This is a genomic window from Pseudomonas kielensis (genome assembly GCF_014236655.1).
Classification (GTDB): domain Bacteria; phylum Pseudomonadota; class Gammaproteobacteria; order Pseudomonadales; family Pseudomonadaceae; genus Aquipseudomonas; species Aquipseudomonas kielensis.
The window spans coordinates 43,053-64,585 of sequence record NZ_JACMYG010000004.1; the positions used below are offsets into that span (position 1 = coordinate 43,053).

The 21,533-nt window shown below is 62.7% G+C and carries 19 protein-coding genes; 10 read left to right on the forward strand and 9 right to left on the reverse strand.

Translation table 11 applies throughout. The annotated features are described in order from the left end of the window. Positions 1-7 precede the first annotated feature (7 nt). From H7995_RS05050 to H7995_RS05075, 6 genes are all read left to right on the forward strand, one after another. Positions 8-871, forward strand: a complete 864-nt coding sequence (locus H7995_RS05050; protein WP_166592738.1) for a LysR family transcriptional regulator — start codon at positions 8-10, stop codon at positions 869-871. 158 nt (positions 872-1,029) lie between these two features. Beyond that, on the forward strand, positions 1,030-2,106 hold the full coding sequence (locus H7995_RS05055) for a putative 2-aminoethylphosphonate ABC transporter ATP-binding protein (RefSeq protein WP_166592739.1): 1,077 nt from the start codon (positions 1,030-1,032) through the stop codon (positions 2,104-2,106). Beyond that, positions 2,106-3,830 carry a putative 2-aminoethylphosphonate ABC transporter permease subunit gene (locus tag H7995_RS05060; protein WP_166592740.1) on the forward strand — a complete coding sequence of 575 codons (1,725 nt, stop codon included), beginning with the start codon at positions 2,106-2,108 and terminating at the stop codon, positions 3,828-3,830. Before H7995_RS05055 ends, H7995_RS05060 begins: the two co-directional genes overlap by 1 nt. 50 nt (positions 3,831-3,880) lie before the next feature. Beyond that, entirely contained in the window at positions 3,881-4,906 is a 1,026-nt protein-coding gene (locus H7995_RS05065; protein ID WP_166592741.1) for a putative 2-aminoethylphosphonate ABC transporter substrate-binding protein, read from the forward strand. A gap of 130 nt (positions 4,907-5,036) precedes the next feature. Beyond that, positions 5,037-6,170 (forward strand): TIGR03364 family FAD-dependent oxidoreductase, encoded by a 1,134-nt coding sequence (locus H7995_RS05070; RefSeq protein ID WP_185818074.1) that lies wholly within the window; start codon positions 5,037-5,039, stop codon positions 6,168-6,170. Further along, positions 6,170-6,727: a phosphonate degradation HD-domain oxygenase gene (locus H7995_RS05075; protein ID WP_185818075.1), complete on the forward strand. Its 558-nt coding sequence runs from the start codon at positions 6,170-6,172 to the stop codon at positions 6,725-6,727. Before H7995_RS05070 ends, H7995_RS05075 begins: the two co-directional genes overlap by 1 nt. On the opposite strand, the gene H7995_RS05080 is transcribed toward H7995_RS05075, so the two are convergent. Continuing rightward, on the reverse strand, positions 6,724-8,109 hold the full coding sequence (locus H7995_RS05080; protein ID WP_166592744.1) for a GTPase/DUF3482 domain-containing protein: 1,386 nt from the start codon (positions 8,107-8,109) through the stop codon (positions 6,724-6,726). The genes H7995_RS05075 and H7995_RS05080 overlap by 4 nt on opposite strands. Further along, entirely contained in the window at positions 8,102-9,472 is a 1,371-nt protein-coding gene (locus H7995_RS05085; RefSeq protein WP_166592745.1) for a DUF2868 domain-containing protein, read from the reverse strand. The genes H7995_RS05080 and H7995_RS05085 overlap by 8 nt, the downstream gene beginning before the upstream one ends. Before the next feature lie 85 nt (positions 9,473-9,557). Here H7995_RS05085 and H7995_RS05090 point away from each other — a divergent pair, with 85 nt between their 5' ends. After that, positions 9,558-10,070 (forward strand): dihydrofolate reductase, encoded by a 513-nt coding sequence (locus H7995_RS05090; protein WP_166592746.1) that lies wholly within the window; start codon positions 9,558-9,560, stop codon positions 10,068-10,070. Positions 10,071-10,192: 122 nt separating this feature from the next. Here the strand turns inward: H7995_RS05090 and H7995_RS05095 are convergent, their stop codons facing one another. Further along, complete coding sequence (locus H7995_RS05095) at positions 10,193-11,584, reverse strand: L-cystine transporter (protein ID WP_185818076.1); 1,392 nt, start codon at positions 11,582-11,584, stop codon at positions 10,193-10,195. A 241-nt stretch (positions 11,585-11,825) separates the two neighbouring features. Here H7995_RS05095 and H7995_RS05100 point away from each other — a divergent pair, with 241 nt between their 5' ends. Beyond that, a complete protein-coding gene (locus tag H7995_RS05100) occupies positions 11,826-12,881 on the forward strand; it encodes an HAD family hydrolase (protein WP_166592544.1) in 1,056 nt (351 codons plus the stop codon). A 182-nt stretch (positions 12,882-13,063) separates the two neighbouring features. Here H7995_RS05100 and ilvD read toward each other — a convergent pair whose 3' ends face one another. From ilvD to H7995_RS05115, 3 genes are all read right to left on the reverse strand, one after another. Next, complete coding sequence (gene ilvD, locus H7995_RS05105; protein WP_166592543.1) at positions 13,064-14,905, reverse strand: dihydroxy-acid dehydratase; 1,842 nt, start codon at positions 14,903-14,905, stop codon at positions 13,064-13,066. A gap of 342 nt (positions 14,906-15,247) precedes the next feature. Continuing rightward, positions 15,248-15,706, reverse strand: a complete 459-nt coding sequence (locus tag H7995_RS05110; RefSeq protein ID WP_185818077.1) for an REP-associated tyrosine transposase — start codon at positions 15,704-15,706, stop codon at positions 15,248-15,250. 136 nt (positions 15,707-15,842) lie between these two features. Continuing rightward, on the reverse strand, positions 15,843-17,039 hold the full coding sequence (locus tag H7995_RS05115) for a class I SAM-dependent rRNA methyltransferase (RefSeq protein WP_095164601.1): 1,197 nt from the start codon (positions 17,037-17,039) through the stop codon (positions 15,843-15,845). A gap of 143 nt (positions 17,040-17,182) precedes the next feature. Here H7995_RS05115 and H7995_RS05120 point away from each other — a divergent pair, with 143 nt between their 5' ends. Both H7995_RS05120 and mutM read left to right on the forward strand, forming a co-directional pair. Continuing rightward, on the forward strand, positions 17,183-18,052 hold the full coding sequence (locus H7995_RS05120) for an HDOD domain-containing protein (RefSeq protein ID WP_166592542.1): 870 nt from the start codon (positions 17,183-17,185) through the stop codon (positions 18,050-18,052). 30 nt (positions 18,053-18,082) lie between these two features. Next, positions 18,083-18,895 (forward strand): bifunctional DNA-formamidopyrimidine glycosylase/DNA-(apurinic or apyrimidinic site) lyase, encoded by an 813-nt coding sequence (gene mutM, locus H7995_RS05125; RefSeq protein ID WP_182342761.1) that lies wholly within the window; start codon positions 18,083-18,085, stop codon positions 18,893-18,895. Positions 18,896-18,898: 3 nt separating this feature from the next. Here mutM and H7995_RS05130 read toward each other — a convergent pair whose 3' ends face one another. From H7995_RS05130 to H7995_RS05140, 3 genes are all read right to left on the reverse strand, one after another. Further along, entirely contained in the window at positions 18,899-19,150 is a 252-nt protein-coding gene (locus H7995_RS05130; RefSeq protein ID WP_038358877.1) for a YfhL family 4Fe-4S dicluster ferredoxin, read from the reverse strand. A gap of 180 nt (positions 19,151-19,330) precedes the next feature. Then, entirely contained in the window at positions 19,331-19,810 is a 480-nt protein-coding gene (gene coaD, locus H7995_RS05135; RefSeq protein WP_040071510.1) for a pantetheine-phosphate adenylyltransferase, read from the reverse strand. Between the two features lie 115 nt (positions 19,811-19,925). After that, on the reverse strand, positions 19,926-21,521 hold the full coding sequence (locus tag H7995_RS05140) for a GMC family oxidoreductase (protein WP_182342759.1): 1,596 nt from the start codon (positions 21,519-21,521) through the stop codon (positions 19,926-19,928). Between the last annotated feature and the right edge of the window lie 12 nt (positions 21,522-21,533).

A 21,533-nucleotide genomic window follows, 5' to 3' on the forward strand; every position in this document is an offset into this window, starting at 1 on the left:
GGCTGATGTGCTGAGTGCCGAGCTGAAGGCTTTTTACATGGTCGCGCGTTTGGGCAGTATTACCCTGGCAGCGAAAAAGCTCGGCCTGAGCCAGCCCACGGTGACGACCCAGATTCGCCACCTGGAGAGTCAGTACTCGGTCGAGCTGTTCTACCGCGGCGGGCGCCGCCTGACTGTCAGCGAGGAGGGCGCGCGCCTGCTGCCCATGGTCAAGACACTGCTGCAGCAGGAAGCCGACATCGAGTTTTTCCTGCGCAACAGTGGTCAGGTCCAGGGGGCATTGCGCATCGCCGCGACCGCGCCGTATTACATTCTCGACCTGGTGAAAGCTTTCCGCGAGCGGCTGCCCCAGGTGGAGGTCTCGGTGGAAATCGGCAACTCCCAGCAGGTTCTCGAAGCCTTGGAGGACTACCGGGTGGACCTGGCCGCGTCCTCGCAACTGCTGGAAGACACCCGTTTGATCCGCCGGGTGCTGGGCAGCGATCCGTTGGTGCTGGCCGTGCACCGCAATCATCCGCTGGCGGTACACGACCACGTGCCGCTGAGCGCCTTGGCCGGGCATACCCTGTTGATGCGCGAGAGCGGCTCGACCACCCGCCGCCTGACCGAAGAATTGCTCGCCAGTGCCGGGGTGGGGTTTGGCCCGCTGCTGGAAATCGGCAGCCGCGAATCGATTCGTGAAGCGGTACTGCGCAATATCGGCATCAGCATCATCGCCCGCCAGGAAGTGCCCCATGACCCGCAACTGCGGGTGTTGAGCATCGAGAACGCGCCGCAGATCCCGGAATACCTGTATTGCCTCAAGGAGCGCAAGAGCGCCCGGTTGCCGGCGGCGTTTCTGGGTTTGGCGCAGGAAATGGCGCCGGCCTGAGATCTACGGTGCCAGCACTGGCGCATCGCAGACAGCCGCTGCTGTAGGTGCTGAACCAAAATCCCCCAATACCACTATCAGCGGTTTTTGCCTCGCTGCCACACGAACTACGCATTCGCTCCCTAGGATGGCCCACATCTGCTTGATGAGGTCCGTCCATGAACCACTCGAATGCAACTGCCCAGGTTTTCCCCGGCACCCCGATGAAGGTGCGCGGTATCGAGAAGCGCTTCGGCGCCTTCACCGCGCTGGATAACGTGTCACTGGACGTGCAGGCCGGTGAACTGGTGTGCCTGCTCGGTCCCTCGGGCTGCGGCAAGACCACCTTGCTGCGGTGCATTGCCGGCCTGGAGCGCCAGGATCGCGGCGAGTTGTACCTGGGGGATCGTGACGTTTCCCGTCTGGCCCCACAGGCCCGGGACTACGGGATTCTGTTCCAGTCCTACGCACTGTTTCCCAACCTCAGCGTCGAAGCCAACATTGCCTACGGCCTGGCCGGCAGTGGCCGTGAGCAAGTGCGCCAGCGCGTGGCGCAGATGCTCGAGCTGGTGGGCCTGACCGGCAGTGAAAAGAAATACCCCGGCCAGTTGTCTGGTGGCCAGCAACAGCGCGTGGCACTGGCCCGGGCCTTGGCGCCGGCGCCTTCACTGCTGCTGCTGGACGAGCCGATGTCGGCCCTCGATGCCCGGGTTCGCGAGCATCTGTGCACCGAGTTGCGCCAATTGCAGCGCAGCCTGGGCATCACCACCCTGATGGTGACCCACAACCAGGACGAGGCCATGCTGATGGCCGACCGCATTGCCGTGATGAACAACGGCAAGGTCGAGCAGTACGCCACCCCGCAGGAAATCTACAACCGCCCGGCCACCCCATTCGTTGCCGAGTTCGTCGGCCAGGGCAACTGGTTGCCGTTCCAGCGCAGCAGTGACAGCCACGCCCATGTCGGTGGGATGCCCGTGCGCCTGGCCGATAACAGCGGTAAAGCGGCGTCTGGCCGGCTGTTCTGTCGCCCGGAAGCCATCAGCGTCAACCCGCTGGTGCATGAGGAAAACTTGTTCCCGGCCAAGGTGCGTGAGATCACCTTCCTGGGCAATCGCTGCCGCATGAGCTTTGAGCTCAATCACCTGCCAGGCCATGCGCTGCTCGCCGAGCTGGCACCCGAAGCCATGCCGCGTCTCGGTGCCCAGGACATCATGGTCGCCTTGCCACCGCGCAGCCTGCAGGTGTTTGCCTGATGAGCACGCAAATGGCCCTGCCGATACCGCACAAGCAGGTTCGGCAGACGTCCCGAGCCCAGATCGGCGACCGGATTTTTGTCCTCGGCGGCAAGGTCCTGCTCCTGTGCCTGCTCAGCGTCGCGGTGTTGATGCCGTTGCTGGCGATCTTCTGGCGCGGCTTCAGCAATGATGCCGGGCAGGGGGGTGGCCTGGTCGCCGCCCGCGAGCTGCTGACCAGTGCCAACTTTCACTGGTTGCTCGGCAACAGCCTGAAAGTGTCCCTCAGCGTCGCGGCCATTGTGGTCCCGCTGGCCTACCTGTTTGCCTACGCCCTGCAGCGCACGCTGATCCCCGGCAAGGCCATCTGGCGCGGCCTGTCGCTGCTGCCGTTGATGGCGCCATCGATGCTGCCGGGCATCGCGCTGGTGTACCTGTTCGGTAACCAGGGCCTGCTGCGTGGGCTGCTGTCGGACAACATCTACGGTTTCTGGGGCATCGTGCTGGGCGAGGTGATCTACACCTTTCCCCACGCCTTGATGATCCTGCTGTCGGCGCTGTCCCTGGCGGATGCGCGGCTGTTCGACGCCGCGTCGAGCATGGGCGCCAGCCCATCCAGGGCCTTTCGCAGCATCACCTGGCCGGCGACGCGCCAGGCGGTGTTCGCCGCGTTCTGCCTGGTGTTCACCCTGACCATCACCGACTTCGGCGTGCCGGTGGTGGTCGGTGGCGACTATCAGGTGTTGGCGCTGGAAGCCTACAAGGCGGTGGTCGGCCAGCAGCAATTCGGTCGCGGTGCGCTGATCGGCATGGTCCTGTTGGTGCCGGCACTGCTCAGCTTTGCGGTCGATGCCTGGTTGCGTCGTCGCCATGGCGACTCCATGAGCGGCCGGGCGCAAGTCTTCCAACCGGCGCCGTCGCGACTGCGGGATGGCTGTTACCTGGGCATCGTGCTGGTGATCTGCGCCGTGCTGTTGCTGGTGTTCGGCATGGCGGTGTACTCCTCGCTGGTGAAATTCTGGCCGTACAACCTGTCGTTGTCGCTCAAGCACTATCAGTTCGGCGACACCGCAGGCGGTGGCTGGCTGGCCTATGGCAACAGCGTGAAGATGGCCCTGTGCTCGGCGCTGATCGGCAGCGGGCTGATCTTCACCGGCGCCTACCTGATGGAAAAGACCCGTGGCCAGCGTGGCCTGAACCTGGCGCTGCGCATGCTCAGCTTTGTGCCGATGGCGGTGCCGGGGCTGGTCCTGGGCTTGGGCTACGTATTCTTCTTCAACCTCAACGGCAACCCGCTGCATGTGCTCTACGGCACCATGACCCTGCTGGTGGTGTGCACCATTGCGCACTACCTGACCACCGCCCAAATGACCGCCACCACCGCGCTGCGCCAACTCGACGCAGAGTTCGAAGCCGCCGCGCTGTCGCTCAAGGCGCCGCTGTACCGCCACTATTTGCGCGTCACCGTGCCGATCTGCCTGCCGGCGCTGCTGGACATCGTGCGCTACCTGTTCGTCTCGGCCATGACCACCGTCTCGGCGGCGATCTTCCTCTACAGCCCCGACACCATCCTCGCGGCGGTGGCGGTCCTGAACATGGACGACGCCGGCAACGTCGGCGGTGCCGCCGCCATGTCGACCCTGATCCTGTTCACCTCGGCGGGCGTGTCCCTGCTCCTGGCCTGGGCCTCGCGCGGCTTGCTGCGGCGCTCCCAGGCCTGGCGCCAGACCGCGCCCGGCAACTGAATCGACTCAACCCCACAACCCTCTGATCCGCACCTGAAAGGAACCGCACCATGTTCAAGCCCTTGGCTCTAGCCGCTGCTGTCCTCACTGCTTTCAGCATGAACGCCTTCGCGGCGAAAACCGAACTGACCGTCTACACCGCGCTGGAAGCCGAACAGCTGAAAACCTACAAGCAGGCGTTCGAAGCGGCCAACCCGGATGTCGAGATCAAGTGGGTACGTGACTCCACCGGCATCATCACCGCCAAGCTGCTGGCGGAAAAAGCCCGCCCGCAGGCCGATGCGGTCTGGGGCCTGGCGGCGTCGAGCCTGGCGATCCTCGATCAGCAAGGCATGCTGCAAAGCTACGCACCGAAGGACCTGGGCAAGATCGGCGCTAACTACCGCGACGCCGCCAACCCGCCGGCCTGGGTGGGCATGGACGTGTGGGCCGCGACCATCTGCTTCAACACCGTGGAAGCCGAGAAGCAGGGCCTGAGCAAGCCGGTGAGCTGGCAGGACCTGACCAAGCCTGAGTACAAAGGCAAGATCGTCATGCCCAACCCGGCATCCTCGGGCACCGGTTTCCTTGACGTCAGCGCCTGGCTGCAGACCTTTGGCGAGAAGCAGGGCTGGCAGTACATGGACGACCTGCACCAGAACATCGGCCAGTACGTTCACTCCGGTTCAAAGCCCTGCAAGCTGGCGGCCGCCGGGGAATTCCCGATCGGCATTTCCTTCGAATACCCGGCCGTGCAGTTGAAGCGCCAGGGCGCACCGCTGGATATCGTCCTGCCGAAAGAGGGCCTGGGCTGGGAAATCGAAGCCACCGCCGTGATCAAGGGCACGCCCCATGAAGAGGCCGCGAAAAAACTCGCCGACTTCTCCGCAAGCACCGCGGCCATGGAGCTGTACAAGGAAAACTTCGCCGTGCTCGCCCAGCCCGGCATCGCCAAGCCGCAGACCGAACTGCCGGCCGACTACGAGCAGCGCCTGATCAAGAACGACTTCGCCTGGGCCTCGAAAAACCGCGACGAGATCCTGGCCGAGTGGCGCAAGCGTTATGACGGCAAGTCCGAGAAAGTGGCGGCCAAGTAAGCTCTCTATTGGCTGAGGGGCGCTATCGCGGGCGGGCCCGCCCCCACAGTGGAATGCGTCCTCTGTGGGAGCGGGCCGGGCGGCGCTCCGCTTGCCCGCGAAGGCGGCTTTGAATTCAGGACATCTCTTAATGACACAACACAACGACCTACTGATCGTCGGCGCCGGCATTCTCGGGCTGTCCCACGCCTATGCCGCCGCCAAACGTGGCCTCAAGGTCAGGGTTTTCGAACGCAGCGCCACGCCCTTGGGGGCCTCGGTGCGCAATTTCGGCCAGGCCCTGGTCACCGGTCAACCGCCCGGGCAGATGCTCGAACTGGCCAGGGCCAGCCGGGATATCTGGGGCCAATGGGCGCAGCGCGCCGGCTTGCAACTCAAACGCAACGGCTCCTATCTGTTTGCCCGCACCGAAGCGGAAGAGCAACTGTTGTCAGCCTTCTGCGAAGGCCGCGCGATCGAGCACGGTTACCGCGTCGAACTGCTGCGCGGCGCTGCATTGCGTGATCTGTATGGCGGCCAGTTCAGCCATCACCGCGCGGCGTTGCATGGCCTGGACGATCAGCAGCTGTATTCCCGCGAGGCCCTCCCAGCCTTGATCGACTACCTGCGCCGGGAGCTGGCGGTCGAGTTTCACTTCTCGACCCTGGTGCGCGACGTCGAACCGGGGCGTGTGCACAGCACCGCGGGCAGCTTCAGTGGCGAGCAGATCATTGTCTGTTCCGGTCACGATTACCAAACCCTGTTGGCCGAGCCCATTGCCGCGCTCAAGCCGCAGGTCTGTCGCTTGCAAATGCTCCGCGCCCGGCCGCTGATCGACCTCAATCTGCAACACGCCTTGCTCACCGGGTTGAGCTGCGTGCACTACGGTGCTTTCGCCGACCTGCCGCAAGCGCAGGCCGTGCAGGCGCAGATTCTGCGAGAGACCCCGCACCTGCATGAACAGGGCATTCACCTGCTGATCAGCCCGACACCCCATGGTGAGCTGATCATTGGCGACTCTCACCACTACGGCAGCGATCCATCGCCGTTCAATGCCGAGCAGGTGGATGACTGGATGATCGAGCTGGCCGAGCAGACCCTGGGTTGCAAGGTGCAGGTGGTCGAGCGCTGGCAGGGCGTCTATGGTGCTCAAGGGCCGGCGCCGTTTTCCTTCCTGCAGGCCGCGCCAGGCGTGCATGCCGCCCTGATGCACACGGGCGTGGGCATGAGCATCGGCCCGGCGATGGCCGAATCCAACATCAGCACATTATTTGGAGCGCACTGATGGACCGCACTGAGCAAGTGATCGCCGAAGTGTTCGGCTGGTATGAGCGCTTCGGTGCCAGCGATTACATCGGCGAACCCGTGTCGCAGATCGAGCATATGTCCCAGGCTGCCGAACTGGCCATGGCCGAGGGTTTCGACGATGAGGTGGTGCTGGCGGCGTTCTTCCACGACATCGGCCATCTGTGCAGCGAGAGCACACAGAACATGGGTGGGTTTGGCGTGGTCAGCCATGAACGCCTCGGTGCCGACTACTTGCGGCGCCAGGGTTTCAGCGAGCGCATGGCGCGGTTGGTGGAGTATCACGTGCAAGCCAAGCGTTACCTGACGCTGACCGAACCCGGCTACTACCAGCGCCTGAGTGAAGCCAGTCGCCGCACCCTGGAATACCAGGGCGGGGTGATGAGCGAGGACGAAGCCCGGGTGTTCGCCCGCGACCCGCTGTGTGCCGTCAGCTTGCGCATGCGCCAGTGGGATGAGCAGGCCAAGGAAATGAACGTGCCGGTGATCGACCTGGACGTTTTGAAGGGCAAGGCGCTGCAGCTGCTACAGGGTTAGTCGCCGATCACCTTCTGCGCCAACAGTTCCACCTGCTCCTGGCGCTCGGCCTGGTTCAATTTGCCCTGGGGATTGAGCGACGACCATTGTGGATGCGCCCGAGCCTTGTTCAAGGCTTCGGGCAGCTTGCCTTCACGCCAGCTCTTGTCCTGGGGCGTGGCCAGCTGGATGCTGTCCATTGCGGCATGCCCGCGCTGGTCGAGGGCGAGCACCAGTTGGCGCTGGCGCAGTGCTAATAAACGCAACACGCTGTCGTCGACCGTCAGCTCGCGCTGGCCCTTGATCTTGCCCAGCAAACGGCTGCCGTAACTGCGCGCGGTTTGCAGGGCGCCGCCGGCAATCGCGCCGGCCAGTGCGGCCGCGCCGAGGGTCAGGCCACCCACCAGCAGGTCGACGCCGGCCCCGGCCGCCGCTCCTGCGGCAATCCCACCACCGACGCGCACCCCCAGTTGCTTGAGGGTTTCGGGGTTGAACAAATCATCACCCCAGCGTCCGTCCAGCAGCGGCAGATCGCTGGCGGCCGCGTCCTGCGGGCGGAAGGCGTAGAGCTTGAGCAGGGCTTCGACGCAACGCTGTTCGCGTTGGCGCACGGCTTTGCGCAGTTGGGCGATGGCCTGCTGCTCCTGCTCGGCGTCGCTGGCCACGCTGCGGCGGCAGGCGGCGCAGTCGATCAGCAATTCGGCGATCAAGCGGGCAGCGCTTTGCTGGCGCGCCAGGCGTTGCGCCTGCTGGTCGGCGATCAGGCGCTCCAGTTGCGGTCGCGCAGTTTCCAGCAGCAGGGCGAGGCTTTCATAGAGGCGGCGCTCGCCATCCTCCGGCGGCGCGACGCTGTCGAATCGCACCAGTGCATGCAGACCCAGCCGCGCTAATGCTTCACGCCATGCCGGTTCGCGATGGTTGGCGCTGCTGACGAAATTCAGCACCGGCAGCAGCGGTTTACCGCAACTGGCCAACACTTCCAGCTCATCGCGGTACTTGGCCAGCACCGGCTCCCGGGCGTCGATCACATAGAGACCGGCGTCCGAGGCCAGTAACTGACGCAGGACTTTGGCTTCCTGTTCGAAACGCTGCCGCGCTTCACTGCCATCGAGGAAACGTGCCAGTCGCGCTGGACCATCGAGGCGCTCGCCGGGGCGTTCCAGGCGTTCGAGGTAATCAAGCAGGGCGATGGCGTCTTCCAGGCCGGGCGTGTCGTACAGGTCGAGCAATGGCTCGCCGTCCACCGACAGCCGCGCACCTTCTACATGCCGCGTGGTGCTGGGGCGGTGGGACACTTCGCCGAAACCGACATCGCGGGTCAGGGTGCGCAAGAGCGAGGTTTTGCCGACGTTGGTGTGGCCGACGACGGCGAGTTTCAGAGGCTGCTTGTTGGTGTCAGTCATGACCCGTCTCCAGCCAGTTCATCGGCGCACAATCGGCAAACGGCAGCTCCAGTTGTTCCAACGCCACATGCCAATCGCCGAGGCGATCGGCGTCCAGCGCTTCGCCGGGTGGTGCCTGCAGCAACCACACGCGGGTGGCGCTGGCGTTGCGGGCCAGTTCGGCGATCAATGCGAGGCTGCCGCGATCCGGTGAGCGCCGCGGATCGCAGGCGATGGCCAAGCGTGCCGGGGGAAAACGACTCAACTGTTCGAGCAGTTTGTTCCGCGATTCACGGCTGTCGAGGATGCCGGCGTTGCTGACGTTGTTCGGCAGTTGCGGTGGCCAGGGGCGGTCGTCGTCCAGTTCGATGGCGACCAGTAACGCGCCCTCGCTTTGCTGTTCACTGACGCCGCTTTCCACGCGATGAAGTTGCTGCGGCGCGGCATCGCTGACGCCCAGGCGTTCGCTGGTGGGCATCAACCGTTCGCGCAGTTGGGCGTAGCCGGGCAGGTTTAAATCCAGGCACAGGGCCGCTTTCCCGGATTTCCAGCGCCACAGGCACAACACCGCGAGCAACAAGCGCGGCACCACGCCGTACACCAGCAGCACACCGACCAACCATGCGGCCCAGGCCTGCCGGGCACTTTCGATATTCAGTGCGGCATCGCCACTGGCGCGGATCATTTCTTCGGTCGGCACGCTGAAGCCGAGGAGGGCCGGCAGTGCGCCGAGCGCCTGGGTCACGGCAATAAAGGTGTCGGCGCTGAGAATGGTGGTTTCCCAGACGAAGCCATAGCGCCGGGTCGCCATCAGCGTCAGCAAGATCACCAGTGCACTGAGCATCGCCAGCAACCACAGGCTGTTGACCAGCACGCCGATGGCCCAGCGATTGAGTTTCTGCCGTTGCAGCAACAGCAGCAGGGCCGGCGCCAGTTGCGCGGCTTTGGCATCCCGGGCAAATTTTTCACTGAGCCACAGCCACAGGCGCCCGAGGCTGGCGCCGTGTTCACCGGCAAACACCAGGCCCAGCGCCCAACTCAACAATAGAATCAGATTAAGGCCGAGCAGGCTGCCCAAGGCCCAGAACACATTCACCGGGTGCAGTCCGTCGCCCATTGCGGCAAACGCCAGGCCGGCGCCGCTGACCACGGCCAACACCGTCAGTACGATCAGCGCCAGTCGCGCACCTTGCAGCCAGTGTTTGAGTGCGTCGCTCAAGCCATCGCGTTCCGCCAGCCATAGGGCACGGCGCTGAATACGCGTCGGCAAATCGCCGGCCGCGCTGCGGGCCAGTCGGTTGGCTTCCAGATCTTCCAGGGGGCCGGCGTGCTCTTCGCGCAGGCGGATGGTTTCTGTCAGCCAGAGGTTGTTCAGTTCAGTCACGCGGCATCCCGTCGCTTAAATGAGCTGTGAGCATAACCGCTGTGGCGCTTATCGGGGAAAGCCCGGCTCTGGTATCCTCGCCGGCATGAAAAAAACTCTCCCTTTGAGCCTGATCGCAGCCCTCGGTGAAAACCGCGTGATCGGCGTCGACAACAGCATGCCCTGGCACCTGCCGGGGGATTTCAAATACTTCAAGGCCACCACCCTGGGCAAGCCGATCATCATGGGTCGCAAGACCTGGGATTCCCTCGGCAGGCCGTTGCCGGGGCGGTTGAATATCGTCGTCAGCCGCCAGGCCGACCTGCAGCTGGAAGGCGCCGAGGTCTATCCGTCGCTGGACGCCGCCGTCGAGCGAGCACAGCAATGGGCGCTGGAACAAGGTGTCGATGAGTTGATGCTGATTGGCGGCGCGCAGCTATATGCGCAAGGATTGGCCCAGGCCGATCGGCTGTACCTGACCCGCGTGGCGCTGAGCCCCGAGGGTGATGCGTGGTTTCCGGCGTTTGATTTGAACCAGTGGAAGCGGGTGTCGAATCTGCCGAATCCGGCCGAAGGCGACAAGCCGGCGTACAGCTTCGAAATCTGGGAAAAAGCCTGAAAGCATCGCCAGCAGGCTGGCTCCCACAGTGGGTTTGAGGTGAAACACAGATTGTATGAACACCAAAAATCCCTGTGGGAGCCAGCCTGCTGGCGATGAGGCCAGATCAGACGCTAAAGAATTTAAGCGTGCGCCAACTCCTCGTGCTCATCAGCCTGCAGCAGCTCTTTATCCGTCTGCTGCATGATCTGGCTGGTAATCGCCCCGGCCGTCATCGAACCACTGACGTTCAGCGCCGTGCGGCCCATGTCGATCAGCGGCTCGACCGAAATCAGCAGCGCCACCAGTGACACCGGCAAGCCCATGGCCGGCAGCACGATCAGCGCGGCAAAGGTAGCGCCACCGCCGACCCCGGCCACCCCGGCCGAACTCAAGGTCACAATCGCCACCAATGTTGCGATCCACAGCGGGTCGAGCGGGTTGATGCCCACGGTCGGGGCGACCATCACCGCCAACATTGCCGGATAGAGACCGGCACAGCCGTTCTGGCCAATGGTGGCGCCAAACGAAGCGGCGAAGCTGGCGATCGACTGCGGAATCCCCAGGCGGCGGGTTTGTGCTTCGATGCTCAGCGGAATGCTCGCGGCGCTGGAGCGGCTGGTGAAGGCGAAGGTCAGTACCGGCCAGACCTTGCGGAAAAAGCGCAGCGGGTTGATCCCGGCCAACGCCACCAGCAGGCCGTGGACTACGAACATCAGGCCCAGGCCCAAGTACGACACCACCACGAAACTGCCGAGCTTGATGATGTCCTGCAGGTTGGAGCCGGCGACCACTTTGGTCATCAGCGCCAGCACGCCGTAGGGGGTCAACTTCATCACCAGGCGCACCAGGCGCATCACCCAGGCTTGCAGGGTGTCGATGGCGTTGATCACTTTCTGACCTTTTTCCACGTCATCCTTGAGCAATTGCAGGGCTGCAATACCGAGGAAGGCGGCAAAAATCACCACGCTGATGATCGACGTCGGCTTGGCCCGGGCCAGGTCGGCGAACGGGTTCTGCGGGATGAACGACAGCAGCAACTGCGGCACATTGAGGTCGGCGACCTTGCCCGCGTAGTCGCTCTGGATGGTTTGCAGGCGCGCCATTTCCTGGGTGCCGGCCACCAGGCCTTCGGCGGTCAGGCCGAACAGGTTGGTCAGGCCAATGCCGATCAGCGCCGCGATGGCGGTGGTGAACAGCAGGGTGCCGATGGTCAGGAAGCTGATCTTGCCCAGGGACGAGGCATTGTGCAGCCTGGCAACAGCACTGAGGATCGAAGCAAATACCAAGGGGATCACGATCATTTGCAGCAGTTGCACGTAACCGTTGCCCACCAGGTCGAACCAGCCGATGGAGGCTTTGAGCACGGGGTTGCCAGCACCGTAAATCGTGTGCAAAGCCACGCCAAACGCCACGCCCATGACCAGTGCCAGCAGCACTTTCTTGGCCAGGCTCCAGGTGGTGTGGCGGGTTTGTGCCAGGCCAAACAGCAAGGCCAGGAACACCAGCAGATTGAGGAACAGCGGCAGATTCATCGAGACTCCAAAAAAGACTTGTGCCAATTGCCTCACGGGGCAATTGCGAACCGGCAAGCCTAACAGCTTGAAATCTATTGAATTAATATCAAAAACGCATGGTGACTGTCGTTTTTGGAATAAGGGCCTGACGCTGTCGGTTATGCCGGTGACGGAATCAGCACGCAAGCGGTCGCGCTCAGACGGGGACGGTCATGCAGATTTGTTAGCGTCGATGACTTTCATTCAGGGAGAAATGCACATGAAAGTCGCCACGCACGTGTTAGCCGTCGCCATGTGCCTGGGCCTTGCCGGCCAGGTGTTCGCCACCGATCTCAAACATTGGCCCCAGGATCAGGCCAAACAACTGGACGCGATGATCGCGGCCAACGCCAACAAGGGTAACTACGCGGTGTTCGACATGGACAACACCAGCTACCGCTACGACCTGGAAGAGTCGCTGTTGCCGTTCATGGAAAACAAGGGCCTGATCACCCGCGAGAAGCTGGACCCCTCCCTGAAACTGATCCCGTTCAAGGACACCGCCGAGCACCAGGAAAGCCTGTTCAGTTACTACTACCGGCTGTGCGAGCTCGATGACATGGTCTGCTACCCCTGGGTCGCCCAGGTCTTTTCCGGCTTCACCCTCAAGGAACTCAAGGGCTACGTCGACGAGTTGATGGCCTCCGGCAAGCCAGTGCCCAGCACCTATTACGACGGCGACGTGGTCAAGACCATCGAGGTCAACCCACCGAAGATCTTCACCGGGCAAGCCGAGCTGTACAACAAGCTGATGGAAAACGGCATCGAGGTCTATGTGATGACCGCCGCCTCGGAAGAGCTGGTGCGCATGGTCGCCTCCGATCCCAAGTATGGCTACAACGTCAAACCGCAAAACGTGATCGGCGTGACGATGCTGCTCAAGGACCGCAAAAGCGGCGAGCTGACCACCGCGCGCAAGCAGATCAGCGCCGGCAAGTATGACGAGAAAGCCAACCTGGGCCTGGAGCTGACCCCGTACCTGTGGACCCCCGCGACCTGGATGGCTGGCAAGCAGGCCGCGATCCTGACCTACATCGATGAGTGGAAAAAACCAGTGCTGGTGGGCGGCGATACCCCGACCAGCGACGGCTACATGCTGTTCCACAGCGTCGACGTGGCCAAGGGCGGCATCCACCTGTGGGTCAACCGCAAGGATAAGTACATGGCCCAGATCAACGGCATGATGGCCAAGCACGCTGCGGCCCAGGCCAAGGAAGGGCTGCCAGTGACGGCGGACAAGAACTGGGTGATCGTCAAGCCGGAGGAGATTCAGTAAGGATTTGCTTCACTGTAGGAGCGAGCCTGCTCGCGATGGTCGTCAACGATAACGCTGGAAGCCTGATACCCCGCGGTGCTCTCAGGTTTTTCGCGAGCAGGCTCGCTCCTACAGTTGACCGGATGTTGCCCAAAAAAATACCCCGCACTTGGCGGGGTATTTTTTTGTTCGACGGTTAAGCCTTACAGCCCGTCGAGCATTGCCTTGTTGCGCACGGCGCCCTTGTCGGCGCTGGTGGCCAGCAGGGCGTAGGCTTTCAGTGCGGTGGTCACTTTACGTGGACGCACTTCTACCGGCTTCCAGCCTTTCTTGTCCTGCTCGACCCGGCGTGCCGCCAGTTCTTCGTCGCTGACCAACAGGTTGATCGAGCGGTTGGGAATGTCGATCAGCACTTTGTCGCCGTCCTGCACCAGGCCAATCGCGCCGCCGGCAGCGGCTTCTGGCGAAGCGTGGCCGATGGACAGGCCCGAGGTGCCGCCGGAGAAACGACCGTCGGTGAGCAGGGCGCAGGCTTTGCCCAGGCCCTTGGACTTCAGGTAGGAGGTCGGATAGAGCATTTCCTGCATGCCCGGTCCGCCTTTCGGGCCTTCGTAGCGAATGATGACGATGTCGCCTTCCTTCACTTCGTCGGCGAGGATGCCGCGTACGGCGCTGTCCTGGCTTTCGAAGATCTTCGCGTTGCCTTCGAACACGTGGATCGACTCGTCGACACCGGCGGTTTTCACCACGCAGCCGTCCAGGGCGATGTTGCCGTACAGCACGGCCAGGCCGCCTTCTTGCGAATAGGCATGCTCGACACTGCGGATGCAGCCGTTTTCACGGTCGTCGTCCAGGGTGTCCCAGCGGGTCGACTGGCTGAACGCGGTCTGGGTCGGGATGCCCGCCGGGCCGGCCTTGAAGAAGTGGTGCACGGCTTCGTCGGTGGTCTGGGTGATGTCCCACTTGGCGATACCTTCGGCCATGGTCTTGCTGTGCACGGTCGGCAGGTCGGTGTGCAGCAGGCCGCCACGGGCCAGGGAGCCGAGGATCGAGAAGATCCCGCCGGCGCGGTGCACGTCTTCCATGTGGTACTTCTGGATGTTCGGCGCGACCTTGCACAGTTGCGGCACGTGGCGCGAAAGGCGGTCGATGTCCTTCAGGTCGAAGTCGATCTCGGCTTCCTGGGCGGCGGCCAGCAAGTGCAGGATGGTGTTGGTGGAACCGCCCATGGCGATGTCCAGCGTCATGGCGTTTTCGAACGCCTTGAAGTTGGCGATATTGCGCGGCAATACCGAGTCGTCGTTGTCGCCGTAGTAACGTTTGCACAGTTCGACGATGGTGCGCCCGGCCTGCAGGAACAGCTGTTCGCGGTCGCTGTGGGTGGCCAGTGTCGAGCCGTTGCCCGGCAACGCGAGGCCGAGGGCTTCGGTCAGGCAGTTCATCGAGTTGGCGGTGAACATGCCGGAGCACGAGCCGCACGTCGGGCAGGCGCTGCGCTCGTACTCAGCGACTTTCTCGTCAGATGCGCTGGAGTCGGCGGCGATCACCATGGCGTCAACCAGGTCCAGGCCGTGGGAGGCGAGCTTGGTCTTGCCGGCTTCCATCGGACCACCGGAGACGAAGATCACAGGGATGTTCAGGCGCAAGGCGGCCATCAGCATGCCGGGGGTGATCTTGTCGCAGTTGGAGATGCAGACGATCGCGTCGGCGCAGTGGGCGTTGACCATGTACTCGACGGAGTCGGCGATGATCTCGCGGCTCGGCAGCGAATAGAGCATGCCGTCGTGACCCATGGCGATGCCGTCATCGACCGCGATGGTGTTGAATTCCTTGGCCACGCCGCCAGCGCGTTCGATCTCGCGGGCAACCAGTTGCCCCAGGTCCTTGAGGTGGACGTGGCCCGGTACGAATTGGGTGAAGGAGTTGGCAATGGCGATGATCGGCTTTTTGAAGTCGTCATCTTTCATCCCCGTGGCGCGCCACAGAGCGCGAGCACCGGCCATGTTGCGACCGTGGGTGGATGTTTTCGAGCGGTAATCAGGCATGAAGCACTCCGGGCGGCTAATCAGGTATCAAAAGGGAAGTGAGCTTCTATTGACGTCTGGAACACTCAGAAATAGCCGGGTGTCCGGAAGTTGCCGAAAACTTTGCGGGATCGCCGCGCGCTTCAGCTTGAGCTCATAAACCCGCCGGGGGATGACTGGCGATGAATCGTTCGATTCTACACCGCTGGCGGCTGGAGGGAATGGCTGCAAGCATTCACAAGACGTTTGGCGACCACCTCCGTAGGAGCGAGCTCGCTCGCGATGAACCCGAGAACACCGCGGGGCATCAGGTTCCCCGCGTTATCGTTGACCACCATCGCGAGCGAGCTCGCTCCTACAGTATTAAATCCACATGGCATCCCACAGCGGATAGTCTCCAACTCGAGTCACAAGCCCGGCGCGCAAAGGGTTGGCGATGATGTATCGGGCGATGGCTTTCAGATCTTCCTCGCGACGCAAGGCCCGATCGAAGTAACCCTTTTGCCATAGCGTTTCGTGGCGACCTCTTTGCTGGTTGATGGCGCGAGCACTTCTGGATTTGGCCGCCTGCATCAGTCTCGGCAAATCACCGTTGTGCAATTCAACCAGCCAATGAAAGTGATCCGGCATGACGACCCAGGCTATTGAGGTGGCATTGCCGGCTTCATGAGCTCTTCTGAGTTCACTCACTAGCAAGCGTCCAACGTACAAATCATTGAAGATCGGTTGTCGTTCATGGGTGACAGCGCTCAGGTGATAGATACGACCGGATTGCGAGTGCCGACCTGTGCGTAATCGATGGGCTTTTGGCGTGTTGGACATTCCGTTGTCCTCTTCGGTGATGGGAAGAGAAAACGGTAGGCGTGGGGTGGGAGGTTGTCGCTTCGGCAGTGGATCAGAATGTGTCCTGCACCTGTAGGAGCAAGCGGGCGCTCGCTCCTACATAGGTTTTGCGTTATCAGCTGTTGGGCAACAGCCGGCAGGTGATGCTCTTGATGTAGCGTGTCTCGGCGATTGCCGGGTGGACTGGGTGGTCCGGGCCCTGGCCGCCGCGTTCCAGCAGCTGGATGTTGCGGTCCAGGTGGCGGGCGCTGGTCAGCAGGATGTTCTGCAGGTCATCTTCGGGCAGGTGCATCGAGCACGAGGCGCTGACCAGGATGCCGTCCTTGTTGAGCAGGCGCATGGCTTGCTCGTTCAGGCGACGGTAGGCGCCTTCGCCGTTCTTCATGTCTTTCTTGCGTTTGATGAACGCCGGCGGGTCGGCCACGATCACGTCGAAACGCTCTTCGCTGGCTTTCAATTCTTTCAGGGCTTCGAACACGTCGCCTTCGATGCAGGTCATCTTGTCGGCGAAGCCGTTCAACGCAGCGTTGCGCTCAACACCGTCGAGGGCGAAGGCCGAGGCGTCGACGCAGAACACTTCGCTGGCGCCGAATGCCGCAGCCTGAACGCCCCAGCCACCGATGTAGCTGTAGAGGTCGAGGACGCGTTTGCCTTTGGCGTACGGGGCCAGGCGGGCGCGGTTCATGCGGTGGTCGTAGAACCAGCCGGTTTTCTGGCCTTGAATGACCGGCGCTTCGAACTTCACGCCGTTCTCTTCCAGGGCTACCCACTCCGGCACCAGGCCGAACACGGTGTCGACGTAGCGCTCGAGGCCTTCGGCGTCGCGCGCGGCGGAGTCATTCTTGAACAGAATGCCGCTCGGCTTGAGCACCTGGGTCAGCGCGGCGATCACGTCGTCTTTATGGGTTTCCATGGTCGCCGAGGCGATCTGCACCACCAGGATGTCGCCGAAACGGTCGACGACCAGGCCCGGCAGCAGGTCGGAATCGCCGTAGACCAGGCGGTAGAACGGCTTGTCGAACAGACGCTCGCGCAGCGACAGGGCGACGTTCAGGCGGTGCACCAGCAGCGACTTGTCCAGTGGCAGCTTGATGTCGCGCGACAGCAGGCGGGCGCAGATCAGGTTGTTCGGGCTCATGGCGACGATGCCCAGCGGCTTGCCACCGGCGGCTTCCAGGATCGCCTGATCGCCGGCCTTGAAGCCGTGCAGCGGGGTGGCGGCTACGTCGATCTCGTTACTGTAGACCCACAGGTGGCCGGCGCGCAGGCGACGGTCGGCATTGGCTTTGAGGCGCAAGCTTGGCAGGGACATGACGTCGCTCCAGAAAAAAGAGCGGGAGTATACCCTGTTGTGCAGCCGTTGGCGGGCTCACCGGATGGACTGCGGCAGCGGTTTGAGGTGTCGGCCACCTGCGCTTAAGGGTTAGAATCGCCGCCTGCCCAGAGTGAGTACTTATGTCCCAAGAGCTATCTTCCGAACAGATTCAGCAGGCCCTGCAAGGCATCAGTGTTCCGCCTCAACCGCAAATCATGGTGGATTTGCAGATGGAGCAGTACATGCCGGACCCGGACCTTGAAGTGATCGCGAAGCTGATCTCCCAGGACCCGGGTCTCTCCGGCGCGCTGTTGAAAATCGTCAACTCACCGTACTTCGGCCTGAGCAACAAGATTGCCTCGATCCAGCGGGCGGTGAACCTGCTGGGCAGCCGCTCGGTGATCAACATGATCAACGCGCAGTCGATCAAGGGCGAGATGAATGACGACACCATCGTCACCCTCAACCGCTTCTGGGACACGGCGCAGGACGTGGCCATGACCAGTCTCAGCCTGGCCAAGCGCATCGGCTCGCAAGCGGTGGACGAAGCCTATGCCCTGGGGCTGTTCCATGACTGTGGCGTGCCGCTGATGCTCAAGCGCTTCCCCAACTATATGGCGGTGGTGGAGCAGGCCTATGCCAACGCCGGCGTCGATTGCCGGGTAGTGGACACGGAAAACCATGCCTTCAACACCAACCACGCGGTGGTCGGCTACTACACGGCCAAATCCTGGCGCCTGCCGGAACATGTGAGCCACGCCATCGCCAATCACCACAACGCCCTGGCGATCTTCAGCGACGAGTCCTCGCGCAACAGCCAGTTGAAGAACCTGCTGGCGATCCTCAAGATGGCGGAACACATCTGTGCCTCTTACCGGGTGCTGGGCAACCAGACCGAAGACCACGAGTGGGACAGCATCGGCCACCTGGTGCTCGATTATGTCGGCCTCTCGGACTACGACTTCGAGAACCTCAAACAGACGATCCGTGAGCTCGGCGCGCACCATTGAGCGCCGAACCTTTCCTGAGCCGAGTACGCCATGCCTGAATTGCCGGAAGTCGAAACCACCCGCCGCGGCATTGCGCCCTACCTGGAAGGCCAGCGCGTCAGCCGGGTCGTGGTGCGTGAGCGACGCCTGCGCTGGCCGATCCCCGAGGACCTCGATGTGCGCCTGTCCGGGCAGCGCATTGTGCTGGTGGAGCGACGTGCCAAGTATTTGCTGATCAACGCCGAGGTCGGCACCTTGATCAGCCACCTGGGCATGTCGGGGAATCTGCGCCTGGTGGAGATCGGCCTGCCGGCGGCCAAGCATGAGCATGTGGACATCGAGCTGGAGTCCGGCCTGGCCCTGCGCTACACCGACCCACGCCGTTTCGGGGCGATGCTCTGGAGCCTCGACCCGCTCAACCACGAACTGCTGCTGCGCCTGGGGCCGGAACCGCTGACTGACCTGTTCGACGGCGAGCGCCTGTTTCAGCTGTCACGTGGGCGTTCGATGGCGGTCAAGCCGTTCATCATGGACAACGCGGTGGTGGTGGGGGTCGGCAATATTTATGCGACCGAAGCGCTGTTCGCCGCCGGGATCGACCCGCGCCGCGAGGCCAAGGGCATCTCCCGGGCGCGTTACCTGAAGTTGGCGATCGAGATCAAACGCATCCTGGCCGCCGCCATCGAACGCGGCGGTACCACCTTGCGCGACTTTATCGGCGGAGACGGCCAGCCGGGCTATTTCCAGCAGGAACTGTTCGTCTATGGCCGGGGCGGCGAGGGCTGCAAGGTCTGCGGGACAGAACTTAGAGAGGTGAAACTGGGGCAGCGAGCGAGTGTGTTTTGCCCCAGGTGCCAGCGATAAGCCTTAGGCCTTGCCGGTAATGATCCGGTACTTTTCCATCAACTGTTCTTCAGTTTCCGGATGGGCTTCATCCAGCGGAATGCAATCGACCGGGCAAACCTGCTGGCATTGCGGTTCGTCGTAGTGACCGACGCACTGGGTGCACAGGTTCGGGTCGATCACGTAGATCTCTTCGCCCTGGGAGATGGCGGCGTTCGGGCACTCGGGTTCGCAGACATCGCAGTTGATGCAATCGTCGGTGATGATCAGGGACATTGGGGACTCCAGCCAGGGTCGTCGGCCCGGGCATCTGAAAACTAATGCGCACAATTGTGCCGCATTGACGCTGTAGGAGCGAGCTTGCTCGCGAAAAACGTCAGGGCGCTGTGTACTTTCTGATAGCGCTGCGTAATCGTTGACGTTTTTCGCTGGCAAGCCAGCTCCTACAGTCGGGGTCTATTTCTTGAACCGGAGTGTAAGAGCATCGGCCACGGCCGGGTGGACGAATTTGGTGATATCGCCGCCCAAGGCCGCAATTTCACGGACCAGCGTCGAAGATATAAACGAATAGCGCTCGGACGGCGTCAGGAACAGGCTTTCCACGTCCGGGGCCAACTGGCGGTTCATGTTGGCCAGCTGGAATTCGTACTCGAAATCCGAGACCGCACGCAAACCACGCAGGAATACATTGGCATTCTGCTCTTTGGCGAAATGCGCCAGCAGCGTCGAGAAGCCGACGACTTCGACGTTCGGCAGATGTTTGGTGACCTCGCGGGCCAGCTCCACACGCTGTTCCAGGGGGAATAGCGGGTTTTTCTTGGGGCTGGCGGCGACAGCAATGATCACATGGTCGAACAGGCGCGCGGCGCGTTCGACCAGATCGCCATGGCCCTTGGTAATAGGGTCGAAGGTACCTGGGTACAACACTCGGTTCATCGCGTCGTCCTGGCGGGAATCCGTTGGGGAGTCGGATGGTATCGCAGCCTTCCCGGTCGGCCAAGTCGCCATTGGGCTAAGAACGCACTATAGATCCGGCGAATAAGCAGTTTTTTCATGGGTTTCGCAGGCGTTCAGCCAGTGCGCTCGCCAGTTGCGCGGTCAGCCCGTAGACCGATAGTTGTGGGTTGGCGCCAATGCTGGTGGGGAACAGCGAGCCGTCATGCACCGACAGATTGCGCAATTGATGATGCCGCCCGAGGCTGTCGGTCACGGCGTGGGCCGGGTCTTCACCCATGGCGCAACCACCCATGACGTGGGCACTGCCCAGGCGGGTGCGATACAGCTCCAGGCTCAGGCCGTCGATCAGGGTGCGGGCTTGCGCGAGGCTGTTCACGTAGCGCGCATCGGCGTGCATCGGCATGACGGCCTTGGCGCCCCCGGCGAACTGGATCTCGGCCATGCTGTGAAACGCCCGGCGCAGGCCGTCCCAGGCATAGTCGGAGACCTGGTAGTCGAGCACCGGCGTGCCATCGCTGCGTAACTCGACACTGCCGCCGCTGCTGTCCGGGTGGAAACCGTCACGCAGCAGGGCCAGCATGGCGTGGGTATGGGGCAGTTGCTGCATGTGCGCCGCGCTCTCGGCGCCGAAACCGCCGAGCAGGGTCGCCGCCAGCGCCGGGTGCAGCGGCGGCACTTCGAGCTTGTAGGACATTTTGCCGGTGGTGCCGTCCTGCCATTGAAAGTGGTCGGAGTAAATCGACTGCGGCGCACCGTAGAACGGGTTGATGACTTCATCGAACAGCCCGGCGGACATGTTCACCAGGTGCAGGAAAGTGCGTTTGCCGAGGCGTTCGTGGGGGTCGGGTGCCTTGGAGCGCAGCAACAGTGCCGGGCTGTTGATCCCGCCTCCGGCCAATACGTAGTGCCGTGCCTTGACGGTAATGGTGCGGCCAGTGGGCGCCACGCAGCGCTCATCCATGGCCACGCACAGCAGGCCGGTGACCTGGTCGTCCTTGATCAACAGCTGTTCGGCGCGAGCCAGGTACAGCAGCTCGCCGCCTTTTTCCAGCGTCGCGGGAATGGTAGTGACCATCATCGACTGCTTGGCATTGGTCGGGCAGCCCATGCCGCAATAGCCGAGGTTCCAGCACCCGCGCACGTTGCGTGGAATCACGTGCCAGCTGTAGCCGAGTTGCTCGCAGCCTTTCTTGATCACTTCATTGTTGGCATTGGGCGGCACCAGCCAGGGCGCGACGCCCAGGCGTTGTTCCATTTTTTCGAACCAGGGCGCCATGTCCGTCGGGCTGTGGCCCTTGACGGCATGCTCCCTGGCCCAGTGTTCGAGGGTCTGTTCGGGGGTGCGAAAGCTCGAGGTCCAGTTGATCAGTGTCGTGCCACCCACCGCGCGGCCCTGGAGGATGGTGATCGCACCGTCCTTGCTCATGCGGCCGATGCCCTCCTGGTAGAGGTTGGCGTAGGCCTGGTCTTCGAGCATTTTGAAGTCGCTGCTGGTCTTGAGCTGGCCTTCTTCGATCAGCAGCACCTTATAGCCGGCCGCACTGAGGATCTCGGCCGTGGTGCCACCGCCCGCGCCGCTGCCGATGATGGCGATGTCGGCTTCCAGGGTCAGGTCATTGGCCAGTTGTGAGCCGTTGTAGGTTTTCCAGCCGCGGGCCATGCCTTCGCGGAACGGATCGGGTACGGGCATCTGGGGCTCTCT

Bases quoted from the DNA above. Each gene is read 5' to 3' on its own strand.
- H7995_RS05060 (WP_166592740.1), top strand. From the start codon at position 2,106: ATGAGCACGCAAATGGCCCTGCCGATACCGCACAAGCAGGTTCGGCAG.
- H7995_RS05100 (WP_166592544.1), top strand. From the start codon at position 11,826: ATGAAAGTCGCCACGCACGTGTTAGCCGTCGCCATGTGCCTGGGCCTT.
- H7995_RS05130 (WP_038358877.1), bottom strand. From the start codon at position 19,150: ATGTCCCTGATCATCACCGACGATTGCATCAACTGCGATGTCTGCGAA.
- coaD (WP_040071510.1), bottom strand. From the start codon at position 19,810: ATGAACCGAGTGTTGTACCCAGGTACCTTCGACCCTATTACCAAGGGC.
- H7995_RS05055 (WP_166592739.1), top strand. From the start codon at position 1,030: ATGAACCACTCGAATGCAACTGCCCAGGTTTTCCCCGGCACCCCGATG.
- H7995_RS05120 (WP_166592542.1), top strand. From the start codon at position 17,183: ATGTCCCAAGAGCTATCTTCCGAACAGATTCAGCAGGCCCTGCAAGGC.
- H7995_RS05090 (WP_166592746.1), top strand. From the start codon at position 9,558: ATGAAAAAAACTCTCCCTTTGAGCCTGATCGCAGCCCTCGGTGAAAAC.
- ilvD (WP_166592543.1), bottom strand. From the start codon at position 14,905: ATGCCTGATTACCGCTCGAAAACATCCACCCACGGTCGCAACATGGCC.
- H7995_RS05070 (WP_185818074.1), top strand. From the start codon at position 5,037: ATGACACAACACAACGACCTACTGATCGTCGGCGCCGGCATTCTCGGG.
- H7995_RS05075 (WP_185818075.1), top strand. From the start codon at position 6,170: ATGGACCGCACTGAGCAAGTGATCGCCGAAGTGTTCGGCTGGTATGAG.
- H7995_RS05095 (WP_185818076.1), bottom strand. From the start codon at position 11,584: ATGAATCTGCCGCTGTTCCTCAATCTGCTGGTGTTCCTGGCCTTGCTG.
- H7995_RS05080 (WP_166592744.1), bottom strand. From the start codon at position 8,109: ATGACTGACACCAACAAGCAGCCTCTGAAACTCGCCGTCGTCGGCCAC.
- mutM (WP_182342761.1), top strand. From the start codon at position 18,083: ATGCCTGAATTGCCGGAAGTCGAAACCACCCGCCGCGGCATTGCGCCC.
- H7995_RS05115 (WP_095164601.1), bottom strand. From the start codon at position 17,039: ATGTCCCTGCCAAGCTTGCGCCTCAAAGCCAATGCCGACCGTCGCCTG.
- H7995_RS05140 (WP_182342759.1), bottom strand. From the start codon at position 21,521: ATGCCCGTACCCGATCCGTTCCGCGAAGGCATGGCCCGCGGCTGGAAA.
- H7995_RS05110 (WP_185818077.1), bottom strand. From the start codon at position 15,706: ATGTCCAACACGCCAAAAGCCCATCGATTACGCACAGGTCGGCACTCG.
- H7995_RS05065 (WP_166592741.1), top strand. From the start codon at position 3,881: ATGTTCAAGCCCTTGGCTCTAGCCGCTGCTGTCCTCACTGCTTTCAGC.